The 24,847-nt window shown below is 64.7% G+C and carries 24 protein-coding genes; 11 read left to right on the top strand and 13 right to left on the bottom strand.

Going from position 1 to position 24,847, the window contains the following annotated elements; genetic code table 11:
• Positions 1-34 precede the first annotated feature (34 nt).
• From ACRQ5Q_RS13305 to ACRQ5Q_RS13290, 4 genes are read left to right on the top strand one after another with little or no spacing between them, the layout of a single operon-like run.
• Positions 35-1,009 carry a Bug family tripartite tricarboxylate transporter substrate binding protein gene (locus ACRQ5Q_RS13305; protein ID WP_439398187.1) on the top strand — a complete coding sequence of 325 codons (975 nt, stop codon included), beginning with the start codon at positions 35-37 and terminating at the stop codon, positions 1,007-1,009.
• 13 nt (positions 1,010-1,022) lie between these two features.
• Entirely contained in the window at positions 1,023-1,493 is a 471-nt protein-coding gene (locus ACRQ5Q_RS13300; RefSeq protein ID WP_439398185.1) for a (2Fe-2S)-binding protein, read from the top strand.
• Positions 1,490-3,616 (top strand): molybdopterin cofactor-binding domain-containing protein, encoded by a 2,127-nt coding sequence (locus tag ACRQ5Q_RS13295; RefSeq protein WP_439398183.1) that lies wholly within the window; start codon positions 1,490-1,492, stop codon positions 3,614-3,616. Before ACRQ5Q_RS13300 ends, ACRQ5Q_RS13295 begins: the two co-directional genes overlap by 4 nt.
• Positions 3,613-4,311 carry a molybdate ABC transporter substrate-binding protein gene (locus tag ACRQ5Q_RS13290; RefSeq protein WP_439398181.1) on the top strand — a complete coding sequence of 233 codons (699 nt, stop codon included), beginning with the start codon at positions 3,613-3,615 and terminating at the stop codon, positions 4,309-4,311. Before ACRQ5Q_RS13295 ends, ACRQ5Q_RS13290 begins: the two co-directional genes overlap by 4 nt.
• A gap of 14 nt (positions 4,312-4,325) precedes the next feature.
• Here the strand turns inward: ACRQ5Q_RS13290 and ACRQ5Q_RS13285 are convergent, their stop codons facing one another.
• From ACRQ5Q_RS13285 to ACRQ5Q_RS13270, 4 genes are all read right to left on the bottom strand, one after another.
• Positions 4,326-5,132: an SDR family NAD(P)-dependent oxidoreductase gene (locus ACRQ5Q_RS13285; protein ID WP_439398179.1), complete on the bottom strand. Its 807-nt coding sequence runs from the start codon at positions 5,130-5,132 to the stop codon at positions 4,326-4,328.
• A gap of 78 nt (positions 5,133-5,210) precedes the next feature.
• On the bottom strand, positions 5,211-6,503 hold the full coding sequence (locus ACRQ5Q_RS13280; RefSeq protein ID WP_439369464.1) for a TRAP transporter large permease: 1,293 nt from the start codon (positions 6,501-6,503) through the stop codon (positions 5,211-5,213).
• Positions 6,494-7,045 carry a TRAP transporter small permease gene (locus tag ACRQ5Q_RS13275; protein WP_439369465.1) on the bottom strand — a complete coding sequence of 184 codons (552 nt, stop codon included), beginning with the start codon at positions 7,043-7,045 and terminating at the stop codon, positions 6,494-6,496. Before ACRQ5Q_RS13275 ends, ACRQ5Q_RS13280 begins: the two co-directional genes overlap by 10 nt.
• Before the next feature lie 66 nt (positions 7,046-7,111).
• Positions 7,112-8,083 (bottom strand): TRAP transporter substrate-binding protein, encoded by a 972-nt coding sequence (locus tag ACRQ5Q_RS13270; protein ID WP_439369466.1) that lies wholly within the window; start codon positions 8,081-8,083, stop codon positions 7,112-7,114.
• A 296-nt stretch (positions 8,084-8,379) separates the two neighbouring features.
• Between ACRQ5Q_RS13270 and ACRQ5Q_RS13265 the strand changes: the two genes are divergently transcribed.
• Positions 8,380-9,156, top strand: coding sequence for a cyclase family protein (locus tag ACRQ5Q_RS13265; RefSeq protein WP_439369467.1), 777 nt, complete (start codon positions 8,380-8,382; stop codon positions 9,154-9,156).
• 10 nt (positions 9,157-9,166) lie between these two features.
• On the opposite strand, the gene ACRQ5Q_RS13260 is transcribed toward ACRQ5Q_RS13265, so the two are convergent.
• The 3 genes from ACRQ5Q_RS13260 to ACRQ5Q_RS13250 form a co-directional block, all read right to left on the bottom strand.
• Positions 9,167-9,895 (bottom strand): Crp/Fnr family transcriptional regulator, encoded by a 729-nt coding sequence (locus ACRQ5Q_RS13260; RefSeq protein ID WP_183239786.1) that lies wholly within the window; start codon positions 9,893-9,895, stop codon positions 9,167-9,169.
• Between the two features lie 268 nt (positions 9,896-10,163).
• Positions 10,164-10,289: a hypothetical protein gene (locus tag ACRQ5Q_RS13255; protein ID WP_439398177.1), complete on the bottom strand. Its 126-nt coding sequence runs from the start codon at positions 10,287-10,289 to the stop codon at positions 10,164-10,166.
• 95 nt (positions 10,290-10,384) lie between these two features.
• On the bottom strand, positions 10,385-11,098 hold the full coding sequence (locus ACRQ5Q_RS13250) for a Crp/Fnr family transcriptional regulator (RefSeq protein WP_439398175.1): 714 nt from the start codon (positions 11,096-11,098) through the stop codon (positions 10,385-10,387).
• Between the two features lie 158 nt (positions 11,099-11,256).
• On the opposite strand from ACRQ5Q_RS13250, the gene ACRQ5Q_RS13245 reads away from it, so the two are divergent.
• Positions 11,257-11,574, top strand: coding sequence for a c-type cytochrome (locus tag ACRQ5Q_RS13245; RefSeq protein ID WP_439369471.1), 318 nt, complete (start codon positions 11,257-11,259; stop codon positions 11,572-11,574).
• A 6-nt stretch (positions 11,575-11,580) separates the two neighbouring features.
• Here ACRQ5Q_RS13245 and ACRQ5Q_RS13240 read toward each other — a convergent pair whose 3' ends face one another.
• From ACRQ5Q_RS13240 to ACRQ5Q_RS13230, 3 genes are read right to left on the bottom strand one after another with little or no spacing between them, the layout of a single operon-like run.
• Positions 11,581-12,684, bottom strand: a complete 1,104-nt coding sequence (locus tag ACRQ5Q_RS13240) for an ABC-type transport auxiliary lipoprotein family protein (RefSeq protein WP_439369472.1) — start codon at positions 12,682-12,684, stop codon at positions 11,581-11,583.
• Positions 12,685-12,687: 3 nt separating this feature from the next.
• Positions 12,688-13,455: an ABC transporter ATP-binding protein gene (locus ACRQ5Q_RS13235; protein WP_439398173.1), complete on the bottom strand. Its 768-nt coding sequence runs from the start codon at positions 13,453-13,455 to the stop codon at positions 12,688-12,690.
• Between the two features lie 2 nt (positions 13,456-13,457).
• Positions 13,458-14,594 carry an ABC transporter permease gene (locus tag ACRQ5Q_RS13230; protein ID WP_439398171.1) on the bottom strand — a complete coding sequence of 379 codons (1,137 nt, stop codon included), beginning with the start codon at positions 14,592-14,594 and terminating at the stop codon, positions 13,458-13,460.
• 175 nt (positions 14,595-14,769) lie between these two features.
• Between ACRQ5Q_RS13230 and ACRQ5Q_RS13225 the strand changes: the two genes are divergently transcribed.
• Both ACRQ5Q_RS13225 and ACRQ5Q_RS13220 read left to right on the top strand, forming a co-directional pair.
• Positions 14,770-15,045, top strand: coding sequence for a hypothetical protein (locus ACRQ5Q_RS13225; RefSeq protein WP_439369478.1), 276 nt, complete (start codon positions 14,770-14,772; stop codon positions 15,043-15,045).
• Positions 15,046-15,543, top strand: coding sequence for a phage holin family protein (locus ACRQ5Q_RS13220; RefSeq protein WP_439398170.1), 498 nt, complete (start codon positions 15,046-15,048; stop codon positions 15,541-15,543).
• Positions 15,544-15,552: 9 nt separating this feature from the next.
• On the opposite strand, the gene ACRQ5Q_RS13215 is transcribed toward ACRQ5Q_RS13220, so the two are convergent.
• On the bottom strand, positions 15,553-18,246 hold the full coding sequence (locus tag ACRQ5Q_RS13215) for a bifunctional acetate--CoA ligase family protein/GNAT family N-acetyltransferase (RefSeq protein ID WP_439369482.1): 2,694 nt from the start codon (positions 18,244-18,246) through the stop codon (positions 15,553-15,555).
• 69 nt (positions 18,247-18,315) lie between these two features.
• Entirely contained in the window at positions 18,316-19,155 is an 840-nt protein-coding gene (locus ACRQ5Q_RS13210) for a universal stress protein (protein WP_439369484.1), read from the bottom strand.
• Between the two features lie 175 nt (positions 19,156-19,330).
• Here ACRQ5Q_RS13210 and ACRQ5Q_RS13205 point away from each other — a divergent pair, with 175 nt between their 5' ends.
• The 3 genes from ACRQ5Q_RS13205 to ACRQ5Q_RS13195 are packed head-to-tail and all read left to right on the top strand — an operon-like array spanning position 19,331 to position 22,860.
• A complete protein-coding gene (locus ACRQ5Q_RS13205) occupies positions 19,331-20,314 on the top strand; it encodes a zinc-dependent alcohol dehydrogenase family protein (RefSeq protein WP_439398168.1) in 984 nt (327 codons plus the stop codon).
• Between the two features lie 24 nt (positions 20,315-20,338).
• Complete coding sequence (locus ACRQ5Q_RS13200; RefSeq protein ID WP_439398166.1) at positions 20,339-21,874, top strand: AAA family ATPase; 1,536 nt, start codon at positions 20,339-20,341, stop codon at positions 21,872-21,874.
• Positions 21,875-21,885: 11 nt separating this feature from the next.
• Positions 21,886-22,860 carry a CHAD domain-containing protein gene (locus ACRQ5Q_RS13195; RefSeq protein WP_439369488.1) on the top strand — a complete coding sequence of 325 codons (975 nt, stop codon included), beginning with the start codon at positions 21,886-21,888 and terminating at the stop codon, positions 22,858-22,860.
• On the opposite strand, the gene ACRQ5Q_RS13190 is transcribed toward ACRQ5Q_RS13195, so the two are convergent.
• On the bottom strand, positions 22,857-24,695 hold the full coding sequence (locus ACRQ5Q_RS13190; RefSeq protein WP_439398164.1) for a PHA/PHB synthase family protein: 1,839 nt from the start codon (positions 24,693-24,695) through the stop codon (positions 22,857-22,859). The genes ACRQ5Q_RS13195 and ACRQ5Q_RS13190 overlap by 4 nt on opposite strands.
• Between the last annotated feature and the right edge of the window lie 152 nt (positions 24,696-24,847).

The raw sequence follows: 24,847 nt of genomic DNA, 5'->3' as shown, positions 1-24,847 counted from the left end.
GCCGGCCAACAAGCACGACATCAGGGAGGTGGGCATGACAGCCCGAAGCTTCATGCTTGCGCTGGCCGCCGGCCTGCTCGGCGCATTCGCCGCATCCTCCTCATTGGCACAGGACTATCCCACGCACGCGGTGCGGATCGTCGTCCCGTTCGGGGCCGGCGGGCCGGCAGATGTAGCGGCCCGGCTGATCGGCAACATCTTCCAGGAGAGCTTTGGCCAGCCGTTCGTGATCGAGAACCGCACCGGCGCCGGCGGCGTCATCGGCACGGTCGAAGCGGCAAAGTCGCCGCCCGACGGCTACACCCTGCTGATGATGTCCAACACCCAGACCGCGAATGAATCGCTGCTGACACCGGACAAGCGCAAATACGAGCTGATGCGCGACCTCGCGCCGATCGCGCCGGTGAACTATTCCGATCTCGTGATCGTCGTGAATCCGCAAGTCCCGGTGAAGACGCTTGCCGAGTTCATCGCGCTCGCAAAGGCGCAGCCCGGAAACCTGAACTATGCCTCCTCCGGCCAGGGTACGCCGTACCACATGGCAGGCGAGCTGTTCAAAGCGATAACGGGCATCGACATCGTCCACGTTCCCTACCGCAACAGCGGCGAAGCGCGCAGCGGCGTGATCGGCGGACAGGTGCAGATGATGATCGACGCGGTGCCGGCAATGACGCCGAACATTTCCGAAAACCAGGTTCGCCCGCTCGCAACCACAGGCAAGCAGCGCTCCGCGGTGCTGCCGAACGTGCCGACCACGATCGAAGCCGGCGTTCCCGGCTATGAAGCCACCATCTGGCTTGGCCTGATGGCGCCGGCCGGCACGCCCAAGCCCGTCATCGACAAGCTCAATGCCGCCGTGAACGCAATGGTGAAGAGGCCGGACATCATAAAAATCTGGACCGAGCAGGGCGCCCTGCCCATGTCAATGACACCGCAGGAATTCGAAAAATTCCTGCGTGGCGACATCGAGAAATGGGCCGATGTCGTCAAGAAGTTCGACAAGTCCTGAGGCCGTTCCGCTCATGCCCGCCCTTCAATTCCGACTCAACGGCGCTGCGATCGCCGTGGATTCTGATCCCGACCAGATGCTGCTCGACGTACTGCGCAGCCGGCTCGGCATCACCGGAGCGCATTTCGGCTGCGGCGCCGGAGAGTGCGGCGCCTGCCATGTCATGGTCGATGACCGCGCAATGACCTCATGCGACATGCCGATGTGGGCGGTCGCGGACCAGGACGTCGTAACCCTGGAGGGCCTCGGCACGGCAGGGCAGCCGCATCCGCTGCAACGCGCCTTCATCGCCGAACAGGCGATGCAATGCGGCTATTGCGTTTCGGGCATCCTGATCAGCGCAGCGGCACTGCTGAAGCGCAATGCATCGCCGACCGAGGCCGACGTGAGAGAGGCACTCGATCGCAATCTGTGCCGCTGCGGATCGCATAACCGCATGGTGCGTGCGGTGTTGCGCGCGGCGTCGGAGATGGCGGCGTCATGAGCTCCCCTGCCCCGAAGCTGCCGGTCAGCCTAGTGGCCAATCCAAGGCTGTCGTCCTGGGTGAAATTTACCGCGGACGGACGCGTGGCGATCTCGCCGGGCAAGGTCGAGATCGGCCAGGGCATCGTCACGGCGCTGGCGCAGATCGCAGCGGACGAGCTCGACGTCGAGATATCAAGGATCGAGATGATCCGTGCCTCGACGGCAGCCAGCCCGAACGAAGGCGTCACTTCAGGCAGCCTTTCGATCCAGCAATCCGGCCGCGCGCTCCGCCACGTCTGTGCCGAGGTGCGGCAGCGTTTCGTGTTTGCGGCCTCCGAGCGTCTCGGCGTCGGCGCAGCGTTGCTCGCTGTCGATGACGGCACCATCTCGGGTCCTGGCAATGTCAGGACCAGTTATTGGGAGCTGGCGGGCGATGTTTCGCTCGACCACGACGCCACCCCAGGCGCGACAGCGAAGCTCGCCACGAGGCGCGCCGTCGCCGGATATTCCGTCCAGCGTGCGGACATTCCCGACAAGGTGTTCGCTCAGCCGCGCTTCATTCATGACCGGGCGTTGCCTGGTTTGCTGCACGGACGCGTGCTGCGGCCGGACATCTCGGGCGCAAGGCTAATCGCGCTGGACGACACAGCCGCACGTGCGGTCCCGGGCCTCCTTGCGATCGCCCGCGATGGCGGCTTTGCCGGCGTGGTCGCTGACCATGAGGCAGCGGCGGACTCTGCGCTGAAAGCCTTGCGCAAGGGCGCGGCATGGTCGGCCGGCGAGCCGTTGCCCGATGAAGATGATCTCGCGAGCTTCCTGAAGAGCCAACCGGTCGAGACCACCGTGATCGACACCCGGCGGCCGTCGTCGCCGCGCGCGCCTGCCCAAACCCTCCGCAGGCAATACACCCGCCCCTACATTGCCCATGCCTCGATCGCGCCGTCCTGCGCCATGGCCCGCTGGGACGGCGATCGTGTCCACGTCTGGACGCACAGCCAGGGCGTCTATCTGCTCCGCGCCGATCTCGCCATCGTGCTCAAGCTGCCGGCCGAGAACATCGTCGTTGAGCACATGGAGGGCGCCGGCTGCTACGGACACAACGCGGCCGACGACGTCGCGCTCGATGCCGTGCTGCTGGCAAAAGCCGCCGGCGGCCGACCCGTCCGGGTGCAGTGGTCGCGCCACGACGAGATGTCGCATGCGCCGTTTGGTGCGGCGATGGCCATCGAGATCGAGGCCGATCTCGACGCGAACCATGAAATCGTCGGCTGGCGCCATGCGATCTGGAGCAACGGCCACGCCGCGCGGCCGGGGCGTGCGGCGCATCCCGCGTTGCTTGCGGCAACCGAGATCGCGAACCCCCACCTGCGCACGATCTCGACCAATCCGCCCGTCGCCAATGGCGGCGGTGGCGATCGCAACTCTGTTCCCCTCTATGACCTCCCGGCCTGGACGATCACGAGCCACCGGCTGCTGACGATGCCGGTGCGCACCTCGGCGCTGCGGACGCTGGGCGGACAAGGCAATGTGTTCGCCATCGAGTCCCTGCTCGATGAGATCGCCGCTTTGCGCGGCGAGGACCCGGTCGCATTCCGCCTGCGTCATCTCCGCGACGAGCGGGCGCGCGACGTCATCCGCGCTGCAGCCCGACGCGCGCAATGGAAATCTGAGAAGCAGGCCGGCATCGGCCACGGCGTCGGCTTTGCGCGCTACAAGAACACGGGCGCCTATTGCGCCGCGATTGCAGAGATCGAAGGCGCCGACGACATCCGCGTAAAACGGCTGACGCTCGCGGTCGATGTCGGCGAGGCCATCAATCCGGACGGCGTCATCAACCAGATCGAAGGCGGCGCGATCCAGGCGACGAGCTGGGTACTGAAGGAGCGCGTTCGTTTCGACCGTACACGCATCACCTCGACTTCGTGGACGGATTATCCGATCCTGACCTTCCGCGAAGCGCCGGCGGTGGATGTCGAGATCATCCAGCGGCGGGAGATCGAGCCGGTCGGCGCCGGCGAAGCCGCGCACGGACCGGTGACGGCGGCGATCGCGAATGCCGTGTTTGATTCTCTCGGCGTGCGCGTGCGTGACCTGCCGATCACGCGCGACAGGATCATTGCAGCCATGGAGCCCGCATCGTGACGACAGTGAACATCTTGAGCGGCGGCGCGGCGCAAGGCCTGGTGCGCGACCTCACTGATGCCTTCAAGGCGCAGACCGGCTGTAGCATTGACGGCGAATTCGGCGCCGTTGGTATCATGGCCGACAAGCTGCGCGCAGGTACGCCGGCCGATCTCGTGATCCTGACGCAGGCCTTGCTTGCGAAGCTTGCCGAGGAGAAGCTCGTTACCCCCACCTCAATCGCGGATGTCGGCCGGGTGGAGACCGCGCTGGCGGTCCGCAGCCGCGATCCCAGGCCGATGGTGAAGACCGAAGCCGATTTGCGCGACGTGCTGCGTTCCGCCGACGCCATCTACGTCCCGGACACGAAGGCGTCGACCGCGGGACAGCACGTCGTAAAGGTGCTGGATCAGCTCGGCATCGCCTACGAGGTGGCCTCGCGCCTCAGGATTTTTGCCAACGGTGCGACGGCTATGCGGAAGCTTGCAGCTTCAACTGCGAAACGGCCGATCGGATGCACCCAGGCGACTGAGATCATCGCCACCGACGGCATCGCGCTGTCGGGGGCGCTGCCGCCGGGCTACGAGCTCGTGACGATGTACACGGCCGGCGTGACCGCGCGGGCCGCACACCCGAAAGAAGCAGCCGCGCTGGTCGCGTTGCTGACCGGCGCCGGTCACAAGGAACTGCGCCAGCGCCTAGGCTTTGCCGGCTAGACGCGGCTGACCCGCTATTTGTGCAACTGGGTGAGACCGGTGGGAGGACCGTCGACGGCGGTCCAGCCGCCGTCGACGAACAGCGTGCTGCCGCTGACATAGCTTGCGGCGTCCGAGGCCAGATAGGCAACGGCGGTGGCGACCTCGTCGGCACTGCTCCAGCGGTTGAACACGGTGTGGCCGGCGTAGAGATTGTAGATGTCGGGACGCTGCTTGAACGGGCCGGTCAGCGCGGTCTCGGCGATGCTCGGCGCGATCGCGTTGACACGAACACCGGCATGGCCGACCTCGGAGGCAAAGCCCTTCACCAACAGCCCGATCGCCGCCTTGGTGGAGCCGTAGACGCCAAGGCCAGGCTCGATGGTCACCGCGCGCACCGAGGAGCAGGTAATGATGCTGCCGCCCTTCTGCGCGACCATGATGCGACCGAAGGCCTGGAAGAACCAGACCGTGCCCTTGACGTTGAGGTTGAGGACGCGGTCGAGATCCTCCTCTGTGTAGTCGAGAATGGTCTTTCGGATATTCAGTCCGGGCGTGGTCACGGCGATGTCGAGCCGCGGAAATTTCTGCATCACGGTTTTGGCGAGCGCATTGACGTCCGCAGCGCTCGCAGCGTCACAGCTGGCTGCTTCCGCCCAGCCGCCCTTGTCGCGAATGCCGCCGGCAGTCGCGTCCGCCGCGTCAAGAGCGCGATCGGCGCAGACGACGCGGGCGCCGAGCCCCGCCAATGCCTCGGCCGACGATTTGCCGATTCCTGAGGCCGCGCCGAGCACCACGGCCGTCTTGCCGGTGAGATCGAAGAGCTTGCGATAGTCGGTCACGGACGGATTCTCCCTGTTGTCGTGACGCAAACTACGAAAGGGCGGCCCGCCGGCCAAGGGCCGGCGCAAGCACGGCAGCTATCCCTTGTATCCCATCAAGAGACGCGGCAGCCACAGCGAGAAGGCGGGAACGTAGGTCACGAACATCAGCGCCGCGATCAGCGCGGCGTAGAACGGCAGGATGGTGCGCATCACCGCGCCCACCGAAATGCCGCCGATGGCGCAGCCGACGAACTGCGTCGTTCCGACCGGCGGGGTGTTCAGACCGAGTGCGCAGTTGATCAGCATCAGCATGCCGAACTGCACCGGATCCATACCGGCCTTCATCGCGATCGGCAGGAAGATCGGCGTGCAGATCAGGATGGTCGCGGCCATGTCCATGAACGTGCCGAGCACGAACAGGATGACGTTGATGAGCAGGAAGATCATCCAGGGCTCCGTCGAGACCTTGCTCATGAGATCGCCGGCGAAATCGGCCACCTCGTAGAGTCCCATCAGGTACTGGAACATGGTGGAGACGCCGATCAGCAGCAGCACCACGCCCGTCGTCTTCACCGCCTTGGCCGCGGCCCGCAGGAAGTTCTGCAGGGTCATGGTGCGGTAGATGAAGAAGGTCAGCAGGATCGTATAGGTGACCGCGACGGCCGCCGATTCAGTTGCCGTGAAGACGCCGGACAGGATGCCGGCCAGAATGATCCCGACGATCAAAAGGCCAGGCAGTGCGGCGGCGAGCGAACGGAACACTTCGGCCCAGCCCGGGAACTTGCCGGCCGGATAGCCGCGCTTCACCGCGACAGCGTAGGCAGCGACCAGCATGCACACCATCAGCACCAGCGCCGGGAGGAGGCCCGCGGCGATCAGCGCACCGATCGAGACCTTGCCGCCGGCGGCCAGCGCATAGATGATCATGTTGTGGCTGGTCGGCATCAGCGCGCCCACCAGCGAGGCGTGGGTGGTGACGTTGACGGCGTAGTCGGTGTCGAACCCTTCCTTTTTCATCATCGGGATCATCACCGCGCCCATCGCCGACACGTCGGCCACGGGCGAGCCGGAGACGCCGCCGAACAGCGTGCAAGCGACCACGTTCGACATGCCGAGGCCGCCGCGGATGTGTCCGACGAGATTCTTGGCGAGCTTCACGATCTTGTCGGCGACGCCGCCATGCAGCATCAGCTCGCCGCTGAAGACGAAGAACGGGATGGCCAGGAAGGAGAAGATGTTCATCCCCGACATCATCTGCTGGAAGATGACGGCGACCGGCAGGCCTTCGTAGAGGATGGTGCAGATTGCGGAGAGGCCGATCGCGAAGGCTACCGGGACGCCGAGGATCAGGAAGCCGAAGAAGGTGGCGCCGAGGATGATCAGTTCCATGAGGGGACGACCTCTTCGCCGCGCAGGAGAGCAACGATGTGCTCGATGGAAAAGGAAACGATGAGGATGCCCGAGGCGATCAGCGGCACGTAGCGGATCACTTCAGGCAAGCCGAGATTGGGGATTTTCACGGTTCCAACCGATGCGCCGAGAATCCAGCCGTTATAGGCCATCGCGATGCCGAACACGGCGACCAGAACGTGGATGACGATCTCGATCTTTTCCCGCGCGCGATCCGGAAGCATGACCAGCAGACTGTCCATGCCGATGTGGCCGGCATCGCGGACGCCGACGGCAGCACCGATGAGTGTGACGTATAGAATGAGGACCAGCGCGAGATTCTCTGTCCACGTCGGGCTGGAGTTGAGCACGTAGCGTCCGAACACCTGGTAGAAGACGATGGTGACGATGACGAGCAGTCCGGTCACCGACAGGTACATGCCGAGGCGCGCGATGGGTGCATTGATCCGCGACAGCAGGCCGGTGGACGGGCGTCCGGTGACCGCCTCCTGCTCGTTATCTGCAACGTGTGGGTCTGTCATCCCGCGCCTCCCTTGCGAAGGGTCCGGTGTCACCTGGCGGCGACGCCGGACCCGATCCGCGTGCGCTTACTTCGTGTCCTGGATACGCCTGACGAGGCTCTGCAGCTTCTCGTCACCGGCGAACTTCTGGTACACCGGCTTCATCGCGTCGACGAACTCCTGCTTGTTGCCGACGGTCACCACCTGAACGCCGGCCGCCTCGACGGTCTTGCGGGAGGCCTGCTCGCGCTCGTCCCAGAGCTTGCGCATGACGGGCACCGATTCCTTTGCCGCCTTGCGCACCAACGCCTGATCCTCCTTGCTCAGCGTGTCCCAGACCTTTTTGGACATCACGAGAACTTCGGGGGCGAGCGAGTGCTCGGTGACGTTGTAGAACTTGGCCGCCTCGAAATGGCGCGAAGACTCGTAGGAGGGCCAGTTGTTCTCGGCGGCGTCCACGAGACCGGTCTTGAGAGCGGTATAGACCTCGCCATAGGGCATGGGCGTGGGGTTGGCGCCGAGGCTCTGGATCATGCCGACCCAGAGGTCGGATTGCTGGACGCGGATCTTGAGGCCCTTGACGTCGGCAAGCGACTTGACCGGAGCCTTGACGGTGTAGATGGACCGGGCGCCGCTGTCGTAATAGGCAAGGCCGACCAGGCCCGCGGGCTCCATGGCCGCCAGGATCTCGTCGCCGATTGGCCCATCAAGGACGGTGCGCATGTGCTGCGTGTCGCGGAACACGAAGGGCAGGCACAGGGCGATGGTTTCGGGCACGAAGTTGTTGAGCGGCGATGCGTTGATCCGCATCATATCCAGCGCGCCGATCTTGAGCTGCTCGATGGTGTCCTTTTCCGAGCCCAGGGCGCCGTTCGGAAACACCTTCACGCCGAGCTTGCCGCCGCTCGCCGTCGCGAGCTGCTTGCCCATGAACTTGACGGCCTCGACGGTGGGATAATCGGCGGGATGGATGTCGGCGGAGCGGAAATCGCGTGCAGTCGCCAGCGGCGCTGAGACAGCCAGCACAGCGGCTGCGATGATACCGGTCAGTGTCTTCATCTGGGGCTTCCTCCTGAGGTGATTATGTCGTTGTCGGGCAGGCTGCAGGCCGTCTTGGGTCGCTCCACTTCAGGTGCGAAGTCAAGCGCCAATGTCGTCCCTAGGGCGGGCGGCATTCCCTGTCCAAGCCAAATCCGGCATCGATCGATGCAAGAGTTGCATCGATCGATTTCTGGCGCAGTTCGCATTATGGTGGGTATGGCGGGCTGGCTCGACGTCGCCGGCACGTGACTTGACGCCTCCAATCGAGGCCCCTCAAGATGTCCCAAACACCGGACTGTCGCGAAGGAATGCCCATGCCGCGGAAGCTGATCGATATTTCCGTGCCGCTCCGAAACGACGTGACATCCGATCCGCCCGGCAATCACCCGACCATCACCTATATCGACCACCAGCAGGGCCTGCCGCGCATGCTGCAGTTCTTCGACGGCCTCAAGGCGGAAGACCTGCCGGACGGCCAGGGCTGGGCCGTCGAGCAGGTCTCGCTGTCGACCCATAACGGTACGCATCTTGATGCGCCCTGGCACTTTCATCCGACCATGAACCGCGGCGAGCGGTCATGGACCATCGACGAAGTGCCGCTGGAATGGTGCTTTCAGCCCGGCGTGAAGCTCGACTTCCGGCATCTGGCTGACGGCTATGTCGTGACTGCCGGCGACGTCGAGACGGAGCTCAAGCGCATCGGACACACGCTATCCCCGCTGGAGATCGTGGTCGTCAACACCAGTGCCGGCGCCAAATTCGGCGAGGCCAGTTACGTCAACTCCGGTTGCGGCATGGGCTATGAGGCGACGATGTATCTGCTCGAACGCGGCGTGCGGCTGACCGGCACCGATGGCTGGAGCTGGGACGCGCCGTTCGTCTTCACCGCGCAGAAATATGCCGAAACAAAAGACGCCGGCCTGATCTGGGAAGGCCACAAGGCGGGCCGGCACATTGGTTATTGCCATCTCGAGAAGCTGCATAATCTCGATCGATTGCCCTCGACCGGATTCACGGTCTCATGCTTCCCCGTGAAGATCGAGCGCGCCTCGGCGGGTTGGACCCGCGCGGTCGCCATTATCGACGATTAGGCGCGACGCATTACTCGCCGTCGAGGCCGCTCTCGGCGAGCTCGCGCAGCGCATCGGTGTCGAGCACCACGATGGCACCATGCTCGAGACGAACCCAGCCGCGACCGGCCCAGGCGCGCAGTTGCTTGTTGATGCTCTCGCGCGTCATCCCCACCATCTCGCTGATCTCCTGCTGGGTGATGGCGAGCGTGCCACTGCCGGAGTCGAGCTTGCGCTCCTCGGTGAGGCCGAGCAGCGCGCTTGCGAGCCGGCCCGGCAGATTTTGCAGGATCACCTGCTCGACCTGCTGGCTGGTCCAGCGCAGGCGCGCGCAGAGCAGTTCGATAAACTTCATTGCCAGCGCCGGCTGACTCTTCACGAACGGCAGGAAGTCGCGGCGGTCGATGATGTAGAGCTCGCAATTGGTGTTGGCGGTCGCATCCGCGGATCGCGGCGCACCGTCGAGAACCGCGATCTCGCCAAAGATCTCGCCGGGGCCGATCAGGTTGAGAATCGCATTCCGCCCGTCGGGCGATGAAGAGGATATCTTCACAGTCCCCGTGATCACCGCGAACAGGTTATTGCCGGGATCGCCCTTGGCGGCGATCGTCGCGCCGCGCTTTACGGTCGTGTGCTTGGCGTAGCGGCAAAGCTGATCGAGCGCTTCCGGCTCCAGATCCGCGAAGATCGGGTGCTTGCGCAGGACCGATAATTTGTTGCCCGCCGATTGTCGGGGGTCGCCGGTCTTGTCCTGAGGCACGCCGCTGGGCTCCTAAGGCTGCGAGGCACTGGAGTTCCTGCGTAGTCAGTGTTGTCCGGCTTTTCAACCGGAAAGCATGCCCACCGCTTGAGGCAAATGCGGCGAAAAGGCCTCCGCCCGGCCCGAAGCCCGCATCCAAAGGATGCACCAATGCACCACATCGATGCAGAGTTGTGGGGCCCCTGCAGGTCGTTGTTGTGTCGAGGCGCCGCCGACTGCGCGCGGGTGGGCGGCTGGCACATTGGACCGGAATCTACGATTGAGAGCATCAACGCCTGGAATCGAGGTCGATCCGGCCTGCGCCGGTTTGCCGATCCGCCCACGCCAGAGCTGCGGCGAAAGTGACGAAGATCGCGACGACGACAATGGTCATCAGCAACGCGTCTGTGGGCATCGTGCTCCTCCCGGATTGTTTGAGGGCACTATGCGCGACCGCTCCTCGGCGTCATTGATCGGGATCAAAAATTCGGGAGCGTCGCGGAAAGTGTCTCAGGCTGCGGCGAGAGCCTCGACGCGCGCCGGGTCGCGCACGCTGATTCCGCCGTGAACGATCTCGATCGCACCGTGGCGTTCGAGCTTGGTGAAGGTGCGGCTGACGGTTTCGATGGTGAGGCCGAGATAGTCGGCGATGTCCTGGCGGCTCATCGGAAGCGAAACCGTGTCCGACGGCTCCTCGAGTGCCAACAGCCGTTCGCGCCAGCCGAGCAGGAAAGCGGCGACCTTCTCGTCCGGCGAGCGGCGGCCGAGCAGGACCATGTGGTCGCGTGCCTGGCTCAACTCGCGAACGGCCAGCTCGTTGATGCGCCTCAGCAGCTGCGGACGGTCCTCGATGAAACGGCTGAAGGGCGCTTTTGCGAACTGGCAGACGATCACCGCGCCGATTGCATCGGCCGAAAAATTGTGACGGCCTGAAAGGTTCATCCCGAGGAAATCACCGGGCAACGCGAAACCCACGATCTGCCGCCGGCCGTCCGGCAGCAGCTTGTACAGCCGCATCACGCCCTCGAGGACGTTGCAGAACGAGGTCGTGATGTCCTCCTCGGAGAACACGGTCTCGCCCGAGGAAAAATGGACACGCCGTCCGAGATGCTCGAACTCCCTGAGCTCGGCCGCATCCAACGACGAACAAACCGCCGATCCACGTACGGCGCAATCGCTGCAGAAATGTCCGTTCGGCTCAATCGTGACCCCGGAAGGCTTCATCCACCGCTCCAAGCGCGGGGTCCAGCTCCGCCCCCGGCCGAGTCCGCCACGCGCGGCTTGCATTTTACTGCGCCGCCACAAACGCGATTGACCCAGATCAATTTTGGCCTCCCGCTCCCCTTTATTCTGCATCGAGAGTTCGACGGGATCCTCCTTCCATGTTTCAGCACGCGCTCCGCCAAGGACTGATTGGCCTGCTTCTGATAACGCCGGTCCTGGCCGTCCCCACCGCCGAACAACGCGGCAAAGCCTTTGCACGGACCAATTGCGCCCGCTGTCACGCGATCGACCGCGTGTCCGAGAGCCCGCTCAAGATCGCGCCCCCGCTACGCACCCTGCACCGGCGCTATCCGGTCGAGACCCTTGGCGAGGCACTGGCGGAAGGCATCTACACCGGTCACGCCGACATGCCCGCCTTCGAGCTCAGTCCGGACCAGATCCACGATTTGCTGTCCTACCTGAAGACGCTGGAATAGACGGCTTTAGACCGCCTGCACCGTCCAGCCGATCAGTTCCCTGGCGATGCGGGCGAAAGCCGCATCGAACGCCGCGACGGCAGCCGCTGGCTCGACCTTGTCGAGCTTCTCGCTGGCCGCAATGATGCGGGACGCGACCACCTTGCCGTTCTTGTCGACGATCCGCGCCGACAGGGCGATCTCGGCCCTTGTCTCGCCCTCCGTGGCAATCCGGAAGCGCCTGATGTCGATCAGAAGCTGGTAGTCTGCCTGTCCGAGATCGCTCGTGCGCAGCGGCGCATGCGCGATGTCGTAGTTCTCGAAGCTGTCGATCAGTCGCGCCTGCACCAGTTTTGGAATGCTGTCGGCCCAGATAAATTCGGCAAAGCCTGGATTGTCACCGACGGGAGAGAAGAGCATGCGCTGGGTCTGGAGCATTGCAACGGCGGTCGGCTCGGGAATGGCCAGCGACGCAGAGAACGTCTTGCCGGGAGGGCCGAGGTTCTGCGGCGCGCGCAGGTCGTAGGTGATCTTCTGCGCCGGTGCCCCGCCGCCCGTCATCTTCTCGAGGCCAGCCAGGATGCCGTCGATCTTGCCGGTGTTGCGCGCGAGCCCGTCGGAGAAAGTCTTGAGATTGGCGATGGTGTCCTTCAGCGGACCGGAGTTATCCTCCAGCACGGTGTCGACCCGCCGCAGCGCGTCGCGCGCGGCCTGAGTCATGCTCTGACCTGCGCCGGCCTCGGCAATCAGGGTCAGGGGCTCGCCGGATTTGGCGACGATCGTGCCGCCCTCCAGCGTCACCACGGGCACGCCGGTGAGCCCCTGGAAATCGAGCCCGACCCTGGTGTCGGCGCGCACGGGCGTTGCCGAGGCAACCGAGATCGTCGCGTTGACGAAGCGCGGACTATCCGGCGCCAGTCCGAGCTGGGTCACCTCGCCGACGCGGATGCCATTGAACAGCACGCCGGCGCCGACCAGCAGCCCCGGCACCGGTCCCTGGAATTGCACGTGATAGTTCGTCCGCGGCCCGATGCCGCCGGTGTTGTTCAGCCAATAGACGAAGCCGAACACCGCGACAATCGCGGCCAGCACGAAGCTGCCGATCAGCACGTAGGGAGCGCGGGTTTCCATGTCTCATCTCATCTCGTGTTGCAGCATCTGCGAGCGCTTGCCGTGGAAATAGGCGCGCACCCAGGGATGCTCGGATTGCAGCAGTTCGCGCATCGGCCCGATCGCGACGATCTTGCCGTCGGCGAGCGCGGCGACGCGGTCGCAGACCGTGGTTAGGCTGGCAAGATCGTGGGTGACCATGAACACGGTCAGCCCCAGGGTCATTTGCAGGGTCCTGATCAGCGCGTCGAAATCGCCGGCGGCGATCGGATCGAGGCCGGAAGTCGGCTCGTCCAGGAACAGGATCGGCGGATCCAGCGCAAGCGCGCGCGCCAGCGCCACGCGCTTGGTCATGCCGCCCGACAGCTCCGCCGGATATTTGTCGGCGTCCTGCGCCCGCAGTCCAACCATCTCGAGCTTGGCGATCGCGATCTCGTCCATCAACTCCTGCGACAGGACGAGATTTTCGCGCAGCGGAAACTGGACGTTCTGACGGACTGTCAACGAGGAGAACAGCGCGCCCTGCTGGAACAGGATGCCCCAGGCGGTGGCCGCGCCTTGCGCGCCGCCACCGATCGGCTGTCCCATGACCTCGATGGCGCCGCTGCGGCGCTGGATCAGGCCGATGATGGTCCGCATCAGCACCGACTTGCCGCCGCCGGACGCACCCACCAGCCCGATGATCTCGCCGCGGCGGACGTCGAGCGACAGGTGGTCGAGTACGGTCTGGCGGCCGAAGCCTACCACGAGGTCGCGAACCCTGATCGCGAACTCTTCCTGCTGGGCGTTCATCGTCACATTCCGATCGAAGCGAAGAAGATCGCGAACAGGCCGTCGAGCACGATCACCAGGAAGATCGACTTCACCACCGACGTCGTGGTCTGCCGCCCAAGCGACTCGGCGCTGCCCTTGACCCGCAGGCCCTCGCTGCAGGCAACGATGCCGATCACCAGCGCCATGAACGGCGCCTTCAGGATGCCGACCTCGAAATGGGTGACGGAAATCGCCTCATGCAGCCGTGCAATGTAGATCGCCGGTCCCATGTCGCCATAGAACTGCGCAACCAAGCCGCCGCCATAGAGCGCCGCAATCGATCCGATGAAGGCCAGGATCGGCAGCGCGATGACGAGAGCCGCGACGCGGGGCAGGATCAGGACGTCGACGGGATCGAGCCCCATGGTCGAGAGCGCGTCGATCTCCTCGCGCATCTTCATCGAGCCGAGCTCGGCGGTGTAGGCGCTTCCCGAACGTCCCGCGACCATGATGGCGACGATCAACACGCCGAGCTCGCGCAGCACCAGGATGCCGACCATGTCGACGGTGTAGGATTCCGCGCCGAACCTGCGGAAGTGGAAGAATCCCTGCTGGGCGATGATGGCGCCGATCAGGAACGTGATCAGGACGACGATGGGGATCGCCTGCCACCCGATGCGGTAGAGCTGGTAGACCACCGACGTCAGCCGCAGCGTTCGCGGCCGGCGCAGCACGCCCGCGACGGCCACGAACAAAGCGCCGAGCATTTGCAGGAAGATGGTGACGTCTTCGCGCGCACCGACCGTGGCCTTGCCGAGATCGTTCAACCTGAGCAGAACCGGATTGGCCGCGGACGTCGGCGCTGGCGGATGGCGGTTGACCTGCCGCACCTCCTCCATGAGACCGCTGAAATGGTCGGCGACGCCGACGAATTCGGCCGGTCTGCCGGACGAGGCGGCCCGGCGCGACAATTTCTCCAGAACCCAGGCGCCGAGCGTATCCAGTGCGCTGACGCCCGACATGTCCAGGGTCACAACTCGCGACCGATCGACCTCGGCTCCGACCGAGCGGGAAAGCGTTTCGAGCGCCGTTACGTTCGCCGCGGTCCAGGGCCCTTCCGGACGCAATTTCAGCGCGTCGCCAGAGGGCGTTGCCAGCAACAGCGGTTCGGAGTTCACGCTTCCACCTCATCGGGACGATTGATCCCCATTCAGCCGCTACTTCTAGGCCGAGCGTGTGGCGGCCGGTTTGATCTGTCTCAAGAGCAGGACCGGCCCACGTCTTGACGCAAGTCAAGCGCGGTCGTGCCCGCGGGCCCTAGGGTTCGCTTCATTCAATGGAGACATCAAATCCATGTTCGACAGCGACGCGTTGAGCGAAGAACTGCGGACCTTGAAAGTGGACGTCACGCGCCTTTTGAGCACCGCCGGCGAAGAGATGTTCGACAGCTCGAAAGAGCGTGCCGAGGCGCTGGCCGATCAGATCAAGGCCGCGCTGGCCGAACTCGGTGAAACCGTCAGCGACGAGCAGGAGCAGCTTCAGGGCCTCATCGCGTATCGCCCGATCACCTCGCTCGCCTCGGCCTTCGCACTCGGCGTCGTCGTCGGCTTCATGCTGAGGAGACACTAGGTGAATAGCGAAAATGTCGTCAAACACCTGCGCCTCTTGTGGCGTACTGACAGGATCATCGCGGACATCAGGCTGCGCCACCTCCTGATGGGCCTCGGTCTGCGCGCCTTTGCGGCGCTGATCGCGGCGTTCGGGCTCCTGATGCTGGAGCTGTCGGCCTATTTCGCGCTGGTCCAGGTCTGGAGCGCGATTGCCGCAGCCGCCATTCTCGGCGCCGTCAATTTTGCCATCGCGGCGCTTCTCTTCGTCATCGCCGGCCGTGCTCCGTCCGGCCGCGACATCGAGCTCGCCAATGAAATTCACGGCGCCTCCATCGAGGCCCTTCAGCTCGAGGCTCGCGCGCTTCAGGCCCAGGTGTCGGGCGCGGTGCATCATCCGCTGGGCTCGATTGTACCGATGCTGGTGCCCCTGATCGCGATTATCGTCAAGTCGTTGCGAAGCACTGCGAAGACATCCGCCAAGACATCCGCCGCTGCAAATGGTGAGGCGCCCTCCTAGCGGGGGCGCTCAGAGCTTCAGCCGGACATCGCAGATATCAGGCTCGGTCGGATTCGGCTTGACCTCGAAACCGAGCTGCCGGCACATCTCGAGCATCACGGTGTTCTCCCGAAGCACGTCGCCCGAAATCGCCTTCAGGCCTTCCGACCTCGCATAGTCGATGATCAACTGCATCAGGGCCCATCCCAGCCCCCTGCCCTTGAGATCAGACCGCAGCAGGATCGCATATTCGCCGCTCTCGTAGATCGAGTCCGAATGCAGCCGGACGACGCCGACCATCTCGCCGGTCGCCTCGTCGAAAGCGATGAAGGCCATGGCGCGGGCATAGTCGAGCTGGGTCAGCCGTGCGATGAATTCATGGGTGAACTCCTTCATCGGCGCGAAGAAGCGCAGGCGAAGGTCGTGAGGCGTCACATGGCGCAGGAACTCATGGATGGTCGGCTCGTCCTCGGGACGCAACGGCCGCACGAAAATCCGCCAATCGTCCTTGAGCTTGAGGCGCCGCTCCCACTGCGACGGGTAGGCGCGAACGGCGAAATTGGCGGGTCCTGAGCCCGCGAACTTCCGCTGCGGCGGCCCGACCGCGACACGGGCGTCGACCGCCGTCACGCCGGTCTCATCCGCAAGCAGCGGGTTGATGTCGAACTCGCGAATCTCCGGAATGTCGGCTGCCATCTGCACAAGCTTGACCAGCACCATGGCGACGGCGTCCTGCTTGACGGCAGGCACGTCCCGATAGGCGCGCAACAGCCGCGAGACCCGCGTGCGATCGATTACATCACGGGCGAGCTGCAGATCGAGCGGCGGCAGCGCCAGCGCCTTGTCATTGATGATCTCAACCGCCGTCCCGCCCCGGCCGAAGACCACGACGGTGCCGAAGGTGGGATCGTCGGCAAGGCCGAGGATCAGCTCGCGCGCCTTCGCCTTGATGACCATTGCCTGGACGATGACGCCGCCGATGCGGGCCTCGGGCCGCAGCTTCCTGGCCCGGGCGAGAATATCGGTCGCGGCCGCACGCACCGCCTCCGGCGTCGTCAGATTGAGCACCACGCCGCCGACATCGGATTTGTGCACGATGTCGCGCGACATGATCTTCAGCACGACGGTCCCGCCTTGTGCAAATATCTCGTTGGCACAGATCACCGCCTGCTCGACATCACCGGCGGCATAGGTCGGCACCATCGCGATGTCGTAGGCTTCGAGCAGGTGCTTGATTTCGACAGGCTCGAGCCATTTGCGGCCGTCGGCGATCGCACCGGCGACGATCAGGCGCGCAGCGCGAGCATCCGGCACAAATGTATCAGGCATCGCGGGAGGAACCTGGCTCAGCTCCTCCACCACTTCGCGGTGTCGAACGAGGTGCATGAAGCCGCGCACGGCGTCATCTTCGGTCGGATAATTCGGCATGCCGGCATCGGACAGTGCCTGAACGATCTTCTGGTCGGCTCCAACCCAGGCGGCCAGGACAGGCTTCGACCATCGGCCGTGCTGCTTGCGATATGTGCCGACGAGCTCCGTCACGGTCGTCGCGATGTCGGCAGCCGAAGCGATCGCTGTCTGCACATTGAGGACGAGAACGGCGTCATTGTCGGAGTCGGCCAACAGCGCCTCGAGTGCAGCCGCATAGCGCGATGCATCGGCATCGCCGACGATGTCGACAGGATTTCCGCCGGACCAGGTCGACGGCAGCTCGTCGTCGAGTTTCTTGCGGACGTCCGCCGAGATCGACGCGGGAATCCCGCCGAGCTCGACCAACCGATCGACGGCGAGGACACCGATGCCGCCGCCATTGGTGAGGATGGCCAGCCGCTTTCCGGCCGGCGATTCGACGCGGCCGAGCGTCTCGGCGCAGTCGAACAGCTCGCGCAGATCGGAGACCCGCAGGACACCCGCACGGCGGAACGCCGCGTCATAGACGGCATCGGCGCCCGCGAGCGCACCGGTATGGGTCGCGGCCGCCCTCGCCCCCTGCGCCATGCGGCCGGACTTCACCACGACGACCGGCTTGACGCGCGCCGCAGCGCGCGCCGCCGACATGAACTTGCGCGCGTCCTTGATGGCCTCGATATAGAGCAGGATCGCGCGGGTCTTGTGATCCAACGCGAAATAGTCGAGCAGGTCGGCAATGTCGACGTCGATCTGATCACCGATCGAGACGATGCCGGAGAAGCCGACGCCACGCTGCGCGGCCCAATCAACCATGCCGGCAGCGATCGCGCCGGATTGCGAAATCAGCGCGAGATTTCCTGCGCCGGGCATGTGCGCGGCAAAAGTGGCATTGAGGCTCACGCCGGGCATCATGATGCCGAGGCAGTTCGGCCCGATCAGCCGCATGCCGTATTTGCGCGCTGCGGTGATTGTGGCCTCCTGCAGCGATCCCGGCCCATGGCCTAGTCCAGCCGAGACGATCAGAGCGCCGGCCGAGCCGCGCCGCCCGGCCTGGTCGATGATGCCCGGAACTTCGCGCGCCGGCGCGGTGATGACCACCAGCTCGGGCACGAAGTCCAGCCGGTCCAGGCTCTTGACCGAGGCAACGCCGGCGATCTCCGCATGGCGCGGATTCACCAGGCCGAACTGTCCCGTGAACTCGGCCTTACGAATGTTTTCCAGAACGGCGCGGCCCACGGAGACGGGACGGGCGCTCGCCCCGACGAGCGCGACCGAACGCGGTGACAGCAGGTTCTTCAGGCGATAGGTGGACATTAAAGCAAATGCGCCCGGTCGGTGGTGGTTCCGGTGGTCCAAAGATCAGGCCCGAAACGGGTGGCCAGCCTAGTGAGAGATCATAACCCAGCACGGTGGCTGGCCAATGACGGTCTTCGTCACACCGCCCCAAACGATCTCGTTGAGGCGTGAATGATGGTAGGCTCCCATAACGATCGCATCGACGGCATTGGAATTCGCCCAGCTTCCGAGCACCTTCCCGATCGAGCTGCCGCCGCCCACTGCCGTTTCGAACGAGGCTTGGACACCGTGTTCCCTCAAATGGTCGACGAGCGAGGTTCCGGACTGCAGGATCTCGTCAGTCTTGTCGTCCGTCACGGTCACCACGCGGACCGAGGCCGCAGCCTGGAGGATAGGCATCGCGTCGCCGACGGCGCGCGCCACGCGCGCGGAGTGATCCCAGGCGATCATGACGTTCTCGAATTCCGGTCGCAGAACGTCGACGTGTTGTTCCGGACACAGCAGTAGCGGTCGCCCGGATTCAAACAGAAGCGTCTCGATGATGTGCTCCGTTCGGCTGTCATGCGGCTGCACGGGGACAAGGGTGAGATCGCTGAAACGGGCATGTTCAGCCAGGATCTGCGCGATCTGGTCCGCCGGCACCTTGCCCGATCGGCTTTGGGCCCGAATGTTGGCGCGAGACGCCGCACCGGTGAAGGCATCCAGCAGACGTTGCATCTCGACCGCTCCAGGAGCACCCTTTGCCTCGACGGCATCGGAGGCGTCGGGGAGCAGCACCTTCGGTCGCAGGAAGAGATCTTCCTCCAGCGCAAGCGCGGTGATTCTGGCGCCGAGGTCGGCGGCGACAGAAACGCATTTCTCGATTGCTGCGAGGGCCGGTCCACGCGGCTGGCCGACAAGCGGCAGAAAGACGTCCTTGATGGGCATCGGAATTCTCCTTAACTGCCAGAATAGGCCCGGCTTTCGGGAGGGTGCTTGATCCTCGTCAAGCCTCGGGAACTGACCGAGCGGGCAAGGCGGGCATTGACGGAAGTCAAGGACTGACCGCGCGCTGCCATTCTATGGATGGTTCGATCGGAGCGGTCCGCCCCGGAGACAATTGATGCGTGCGATGGTGTTGGGGGCCCCGCGAGCGCGGCTCCGGATGGAGGAGCGCCCCGATCCAATCCCCGGCGAAGGCGAGATCCGGGTCGGGGTCAGCGCTTGCGGCGTCTGCCGGACCGATCTTCATGTCGTCGATGCCGAACTGCCCGACATCCGCTATCCCATCGTGCCCGGCCATGAAATCGTCGGCCGCGTCGATCTCATCGGCCCCGATGTCGCAACGCATGTGCCGGGCGATCGGGTCGGCATTCCCTGGCTTGGGTTCACCTGCGGAAACTGCCGGTTTTGCCGCGAGGGCATGGAGAACCTCTGCGACCGCCCGCTCTTCACCGGCTATACAAGGGACGGCGGCTATGCAACGCACGTGGTGGCCGACGCGCGCTACGCCTTTCCGCTCGGCGAGACCGGCGACGACGTGGCTCTTGCTCCTCTGCTGTGTGCAGGCCTGATCGGCTGGCGTTCGCTGGTGCTGGCCGGCGAGGCCGAGCGGCTCGGCATCTACGGTTTCGGCGCCGCTGGCCACATCGTCGCGCAAGTCGCAGTCTGGCAGGGACGCTCTGTCCATGCGTTTACACGGCGCGGCGATCTGGCCGCACAGGACCTCGCCCGCCGGCTCGGCGTCGTCTGGGCCGGCGCTTCGGACGAGATGCCGGACACGCCGCTCGACGCGGCGATCATCTACGCCCCTGCCGGCGAGCTCGTGCCGGCCGCATTGCGCGCCATTCGCAAGGGCGGGCGCGTGGTTTGCGCCGGAATCCATATGAGCGACATTCCGAGCTTCGCGTATGATCTGCTCTGGCAGGAACGGCAGTTGATCTCCGTTGCCAATCTCACCCGACAGGACGGCCTCGATTTTCTGAGCATCGCCCCGCAGGCTGGCGTACGCACCGAAACGACCGCATTCCCGCTCGATCAGGCCAATGAAGTGCTGGACATGCTGCGGAATGGACAAATTCTCGGCGCAGCCGTGCTGAAGCCCTGACCGCATCTTGGAACCCCAGCTTCGATGACAGGCGAAACGGCTGCCCAGGAACGGATCTTCGCGACACTCTGCGCGCATGCCGGCGTGAGGCGGATCGATACGCATGCCGCTTCGGTCTTTCTCGACGGACCGCGCGCGCTGAAGATCAAGCGGGCGGTGCGGTTTCCGTTCCTCGACTATTCGACGCTCGAGAAACGCAAGAGCGCCTGCGAGGAAGAGATCAGGATCAACCGGCCGCTGGCGCCGCAGATCTATCATCGCGTCGTGGCGATTACAGAGGAGACGGATGGATCGCTGAAGGTCGACGGCAGCGGCCGGCCGGTCGAGTATGCGGTCGATATGTCCCGCTTCGACGAAAGCCGGACGCTGGATCATCTGGCGAAGGCCGGCCCGCTCGATGCGAACCTCGCCTCGGCGATCGCCGACGCCATCGCGGCTTCGCATGCGGCGGCGTCCCGCGCCGACGGCAAGGCATGGGTTGCCTCCATCTCCCGCCTCATCGATGCAAACAGCAACGGCCTCCGAAAGGGCAACCATCTCGCAGCCGAGAAGATCGAGCGGCTCGGCGAGGCCTCGCACGCGATGTTCCTGCGCCTGCGAACGCTGCTCGAGGAGCGCGGCCGGCAGGGCTTCGTGCGCCGCTGCCATGGCGACCTGCATCTTGCGAACATCGTCTTGATCGGCGAACAGCCCGTGCTGTTCGATGCCGTCGAGTTCGATGCGCAGATGGCCACCGTCGATGTGCTCTACGATCTCGCATTCGCCTTGATGGACCTGCTCAGCCATGACCAGGCCGCGGCAGCCAACATCGTGCTGAACCAGTATCTGACCACCGCGCCCGTCGAAACTCTCGACGCGCTGTCCGCTCTGCCGCTGTTCATGTCGATTCGCGCGGCCATCCGTGCGCAGGTGGCACTGGCGCGGCTGACGCGGCCGGATGCCGACCGGAGCGGAATTCTCGACGAAGTACGGCGCTATTTCGATCTCGCCCGGGCTCTGATCGCTCCCCCCGCCCCGCGCCTGATTGCGGTCGGCGGACTATCGGGCACCGGCAAGTCCGTCCTCGCCCGCACCCTGGCGCCCCACGTCGCGCCGCTGCCGGGGGCCGTCGTGCTGCGCAGCGACGTCGTTCGCAAGCAGCTGTTTCAGGTGGGACATACCGACCGCCTGCCGCCGTCCACGTACCGGCCCGACGTCACGGCACGCGTCTACGAGACACTGGTGCAGCGCGCCCGACAGGCGCTGCTACAAGGCCATTCCGTCATCGTCGACGCCGTCTTTGCGCGCGAATCCGAACGGGACGAATTGGCCGCTCTGGGGCGCGAATGCAACGTGCCGATGAGCGGGCTCTTCCTCGTCGCCGACCTCGCGACCCGGCAGGCCCGCATCGGCAGCCGCCACTGCGATGCCTCCGACGCCACGCAGGAGGTTGCTGCACAGCAAGAGCACTATAATATCGGTCACCTCTGGTGGGCGACCATCGATGCATCCGGTCCGCCGGAGCAGACGCTCCAGAGCTGCCTGGACGCGATCGCGAGGCAAGCAAGGCAATCTGATTGACGCGGGCAAGGATGTCGGGACCCACCACGAGTTCGACGGCGACCGCGCCCGCCAAGCGGGCGACGCGGCGCAATGTCCTGCCCGGCCGCCTCAGCCCCGGCATGGCCTGCGATACCGCCTTCCGCATCATCGCCCGCCGTAACCTCGATGCCGTCCTTGCCCAGCACGACGGCACGTGTCGCGGCGATCCCGACGCGCTGCATCAGATCCGCATCGCGCTGACTCATCTGCGCACGGCCATCCGCTTCTTCTCACCGATGGTCGATGACGCGCTGCGACCGAACGTCTGGGCCGAGCTGAAATGGCTGAATAGCCAGCTCGGCATGGTCCGGGACCTCGATGTCGCGATCGAGCGGGTCGTCGCCGAAAGCGGCGAAAAGCTCGCCGTGGCCGCCGAGCTCCAGCACTGGGACGAGAAACGCGCCGAGAGCCACCGCTTGCTCGCGCGCGCGCTGCAGTCCGCGCGCTTTCGGCGCCTGATCGAGCAGACCTCGGCCTGGATCGAGAGCGGCCCCTGGTCGACCCGGCGCAGCAAGGAGGCAGTCAGGTTGCGCCGGTGCCCGCTTGCCGACCATGCGACGGCCCGCCTGACCGAGTGGGAGGCGACGCTGCTCAGGAAGGCCCGGAAGCTGCGCAAGCTCGACGTCGAAAAGCGTCACAAGCTGCGGCTTCTCAACAAGCGGATGACCTATTCTGTCGAGTCGCTCGCGGACCTTTTCGCTGACGAATCCTTGACGAAGCAGAAATCGATCCTCAAGCAATTGAGGAAGGCGCAAAGATCTCTTGGACAATTGAACGACGACGCGCGTGGGCAGGCGCTGGCCGCCTCGTTGAACGGCGCCGGCCCCGAGGCCGGCATTCGTTTCCTCGACCCCAAACGGGAAAAGAAGCTGTTGCGGACCGCCTCGAAAGCGTACCGGAAACTGGACAAGGCAAAGCCGTTCCGCTCGTCAGATCTTGCGCCGAATTCTACGCCTGACGATTAAGTGTGAACGTAGTCGCCCGGCGCGTCGGGCAGGCCGTCAATGTCTCCGCCCCCGATCGACGGTGGGTCGCAAGGCGCCCCCGAGCGCGCCGCCAGCCATTCGGTCCATTCCGGCCACCACGATCCCTCGACATGGGGCGCCAGCTTCAGCCACTCCTCCGGACCGACATAGGGCGCGTCCGCGGCCTTGGTCTTGACCTGGTAGTTGTGCCAGGACTCGTCAGGAGGCGCGACCACACCGGCATTGTGACCGCCGCTGGCCAAGACGAACGTCACGTCGGCATCGACCTGGTAGTGAATCTTGTAGACCGATCGCCACGGTGCGACATGGTCCGTGAGCGTGCCGACCACGAACATCGGCGTGTGAATGTCGGACAGCGAGACGCTCCTGCATTCGACGCGATAACGACCTTCGGCCAGATCGTTATCCAGGAACAGCTTGCGCAGATACTCCGAGTGCATGCGATAGGGCAGCCGCGTGGCATCGGCGTTCCACGCCATCAGGTCGCTCGACGGTGAGCCCTCGCCCATCAGATAGTCGCGCGACAGCCGCGACCAGATCAGCTCGTTGGAGCGCAAGAGCTGGAACGCGCCGGCCATCTGTGTCGTGTCGAGATAGCCGCGCTGCCACATCATGTCTTCCAGGAAGGCAACCTGGCTCTCGTTGATGAAGAGCGTCAATTCGCCTGCCTCCGTGAAATCGGTTTGCGCGGCGAGGAGCGTGATGGTGGCGAGACGGCCATCGCCGTCGCGTCCCATGGCGGCAGCGGCGATCGACAGCAAAGTGCCCCCCAGACAGTAGCCGAGCGCATGGATCTTCCGGCCCGGCAGGATCTGACCGATCTTGTCCAGTGCGGCCATCACGCCCAGCTTGCGATAGTCGTCGAAGGCCACATCGCGGTCGTTCTCATCCGGATTGCGCCAGGAGATCGCGAACACGGTGAAACCTTGAGCAGTCAGATATTTGACCAGGGAATTCTGCGGCGACAGATCGAGGATGTAATACTTCATGATCCAGGCCGGCACCATGAGGATGGGCTCCGGCCGCACTTGCGTGGTCGTCGGATGGTATTGGATCAGCTCGATCAGATCGTTCCGATAGACGACCTTGCCGGGCGAGGCCGCCACCGTCTTGCCGACGACAAACTGATCGTCGCCAACCGGGTTCGATACGGAGAGCAGGCGCATCAGATCGCTGCACCAGTTTTGCCAGCCAAACACGAAATTCTCTCCGCCGCTCTGGAACGCCTTTTCCAGAACCTGCGGGTTGGTGGCCGCGAAGTTCGAAGGCGCCAGCATGTCGAGCATCTGGCGCATCGAGAATTCGACGATGGCTTCATTTGCGGGGGACACGCCGCGTATGCCGGTCGTCGCATCGTGCCACCAGCGCTCCGTAAGCAGAAAGGCCTGCGCAAGCAGATTGAACGGCGCGGCTTCCCATTGCCGATCCCTGAAGCGGCGGTCCCTTCCCTGCGGTCGGACGACGGACCACGGCTCTCGCGACGTCGCGTGCGCGACGGCTTCCAGGAATCGCCCGGTATCGCGCAGAATGCTGCGGGAAAGCTCCATCTGGTGCTGCGGCGCCGCGGCAAGATGCGTGCTCCAATCGAGCCAGGCGAGCGACAAGGCCACGGGCGAAATCCCGCCGGTGAATCGTGCCAGCAAGGCATGAAAGGCGCGATCAAGCGGATACGAATCTGATGCCCGCGGGCAATCGCAGGTAAACGGCGTCCCTAAGGCCCTTTTGGCAATCGCGCCAGAACCCTCTGCTACCGGCTTGGCGAGGGGAACTTGCAGCGGCTCTTCGGCCCGTGGAAATATCTTCACGACGCTCATGGCTGAATGTTCCTGCGGGCCGCTGTTCTACGCCTGCGGCAGGATACGGCGGCACTTCCGGTCCGCGTTGAGCTGCATCAAATCCCCGACCCGGACAACGACCTTGTGCGCTTGACCTGGGTCAAACCGCACCTCGATGGACGGACTAGGTT

The organism is Bradyrhizobium sp. PMVTL-01, from assembly GCF_051861855.1.
Lineage (GTDB): Bacteria > Pseudomonadota > Alphaproteobacteria > Rhizobiales > Xanthobacteraceae > Bradyrhizobium.
The sequence above is the reverse complement of the archived record's forward strand: the minus strand, read 5'-3'. Positions and strand labels throughout refer to the sequence as shown.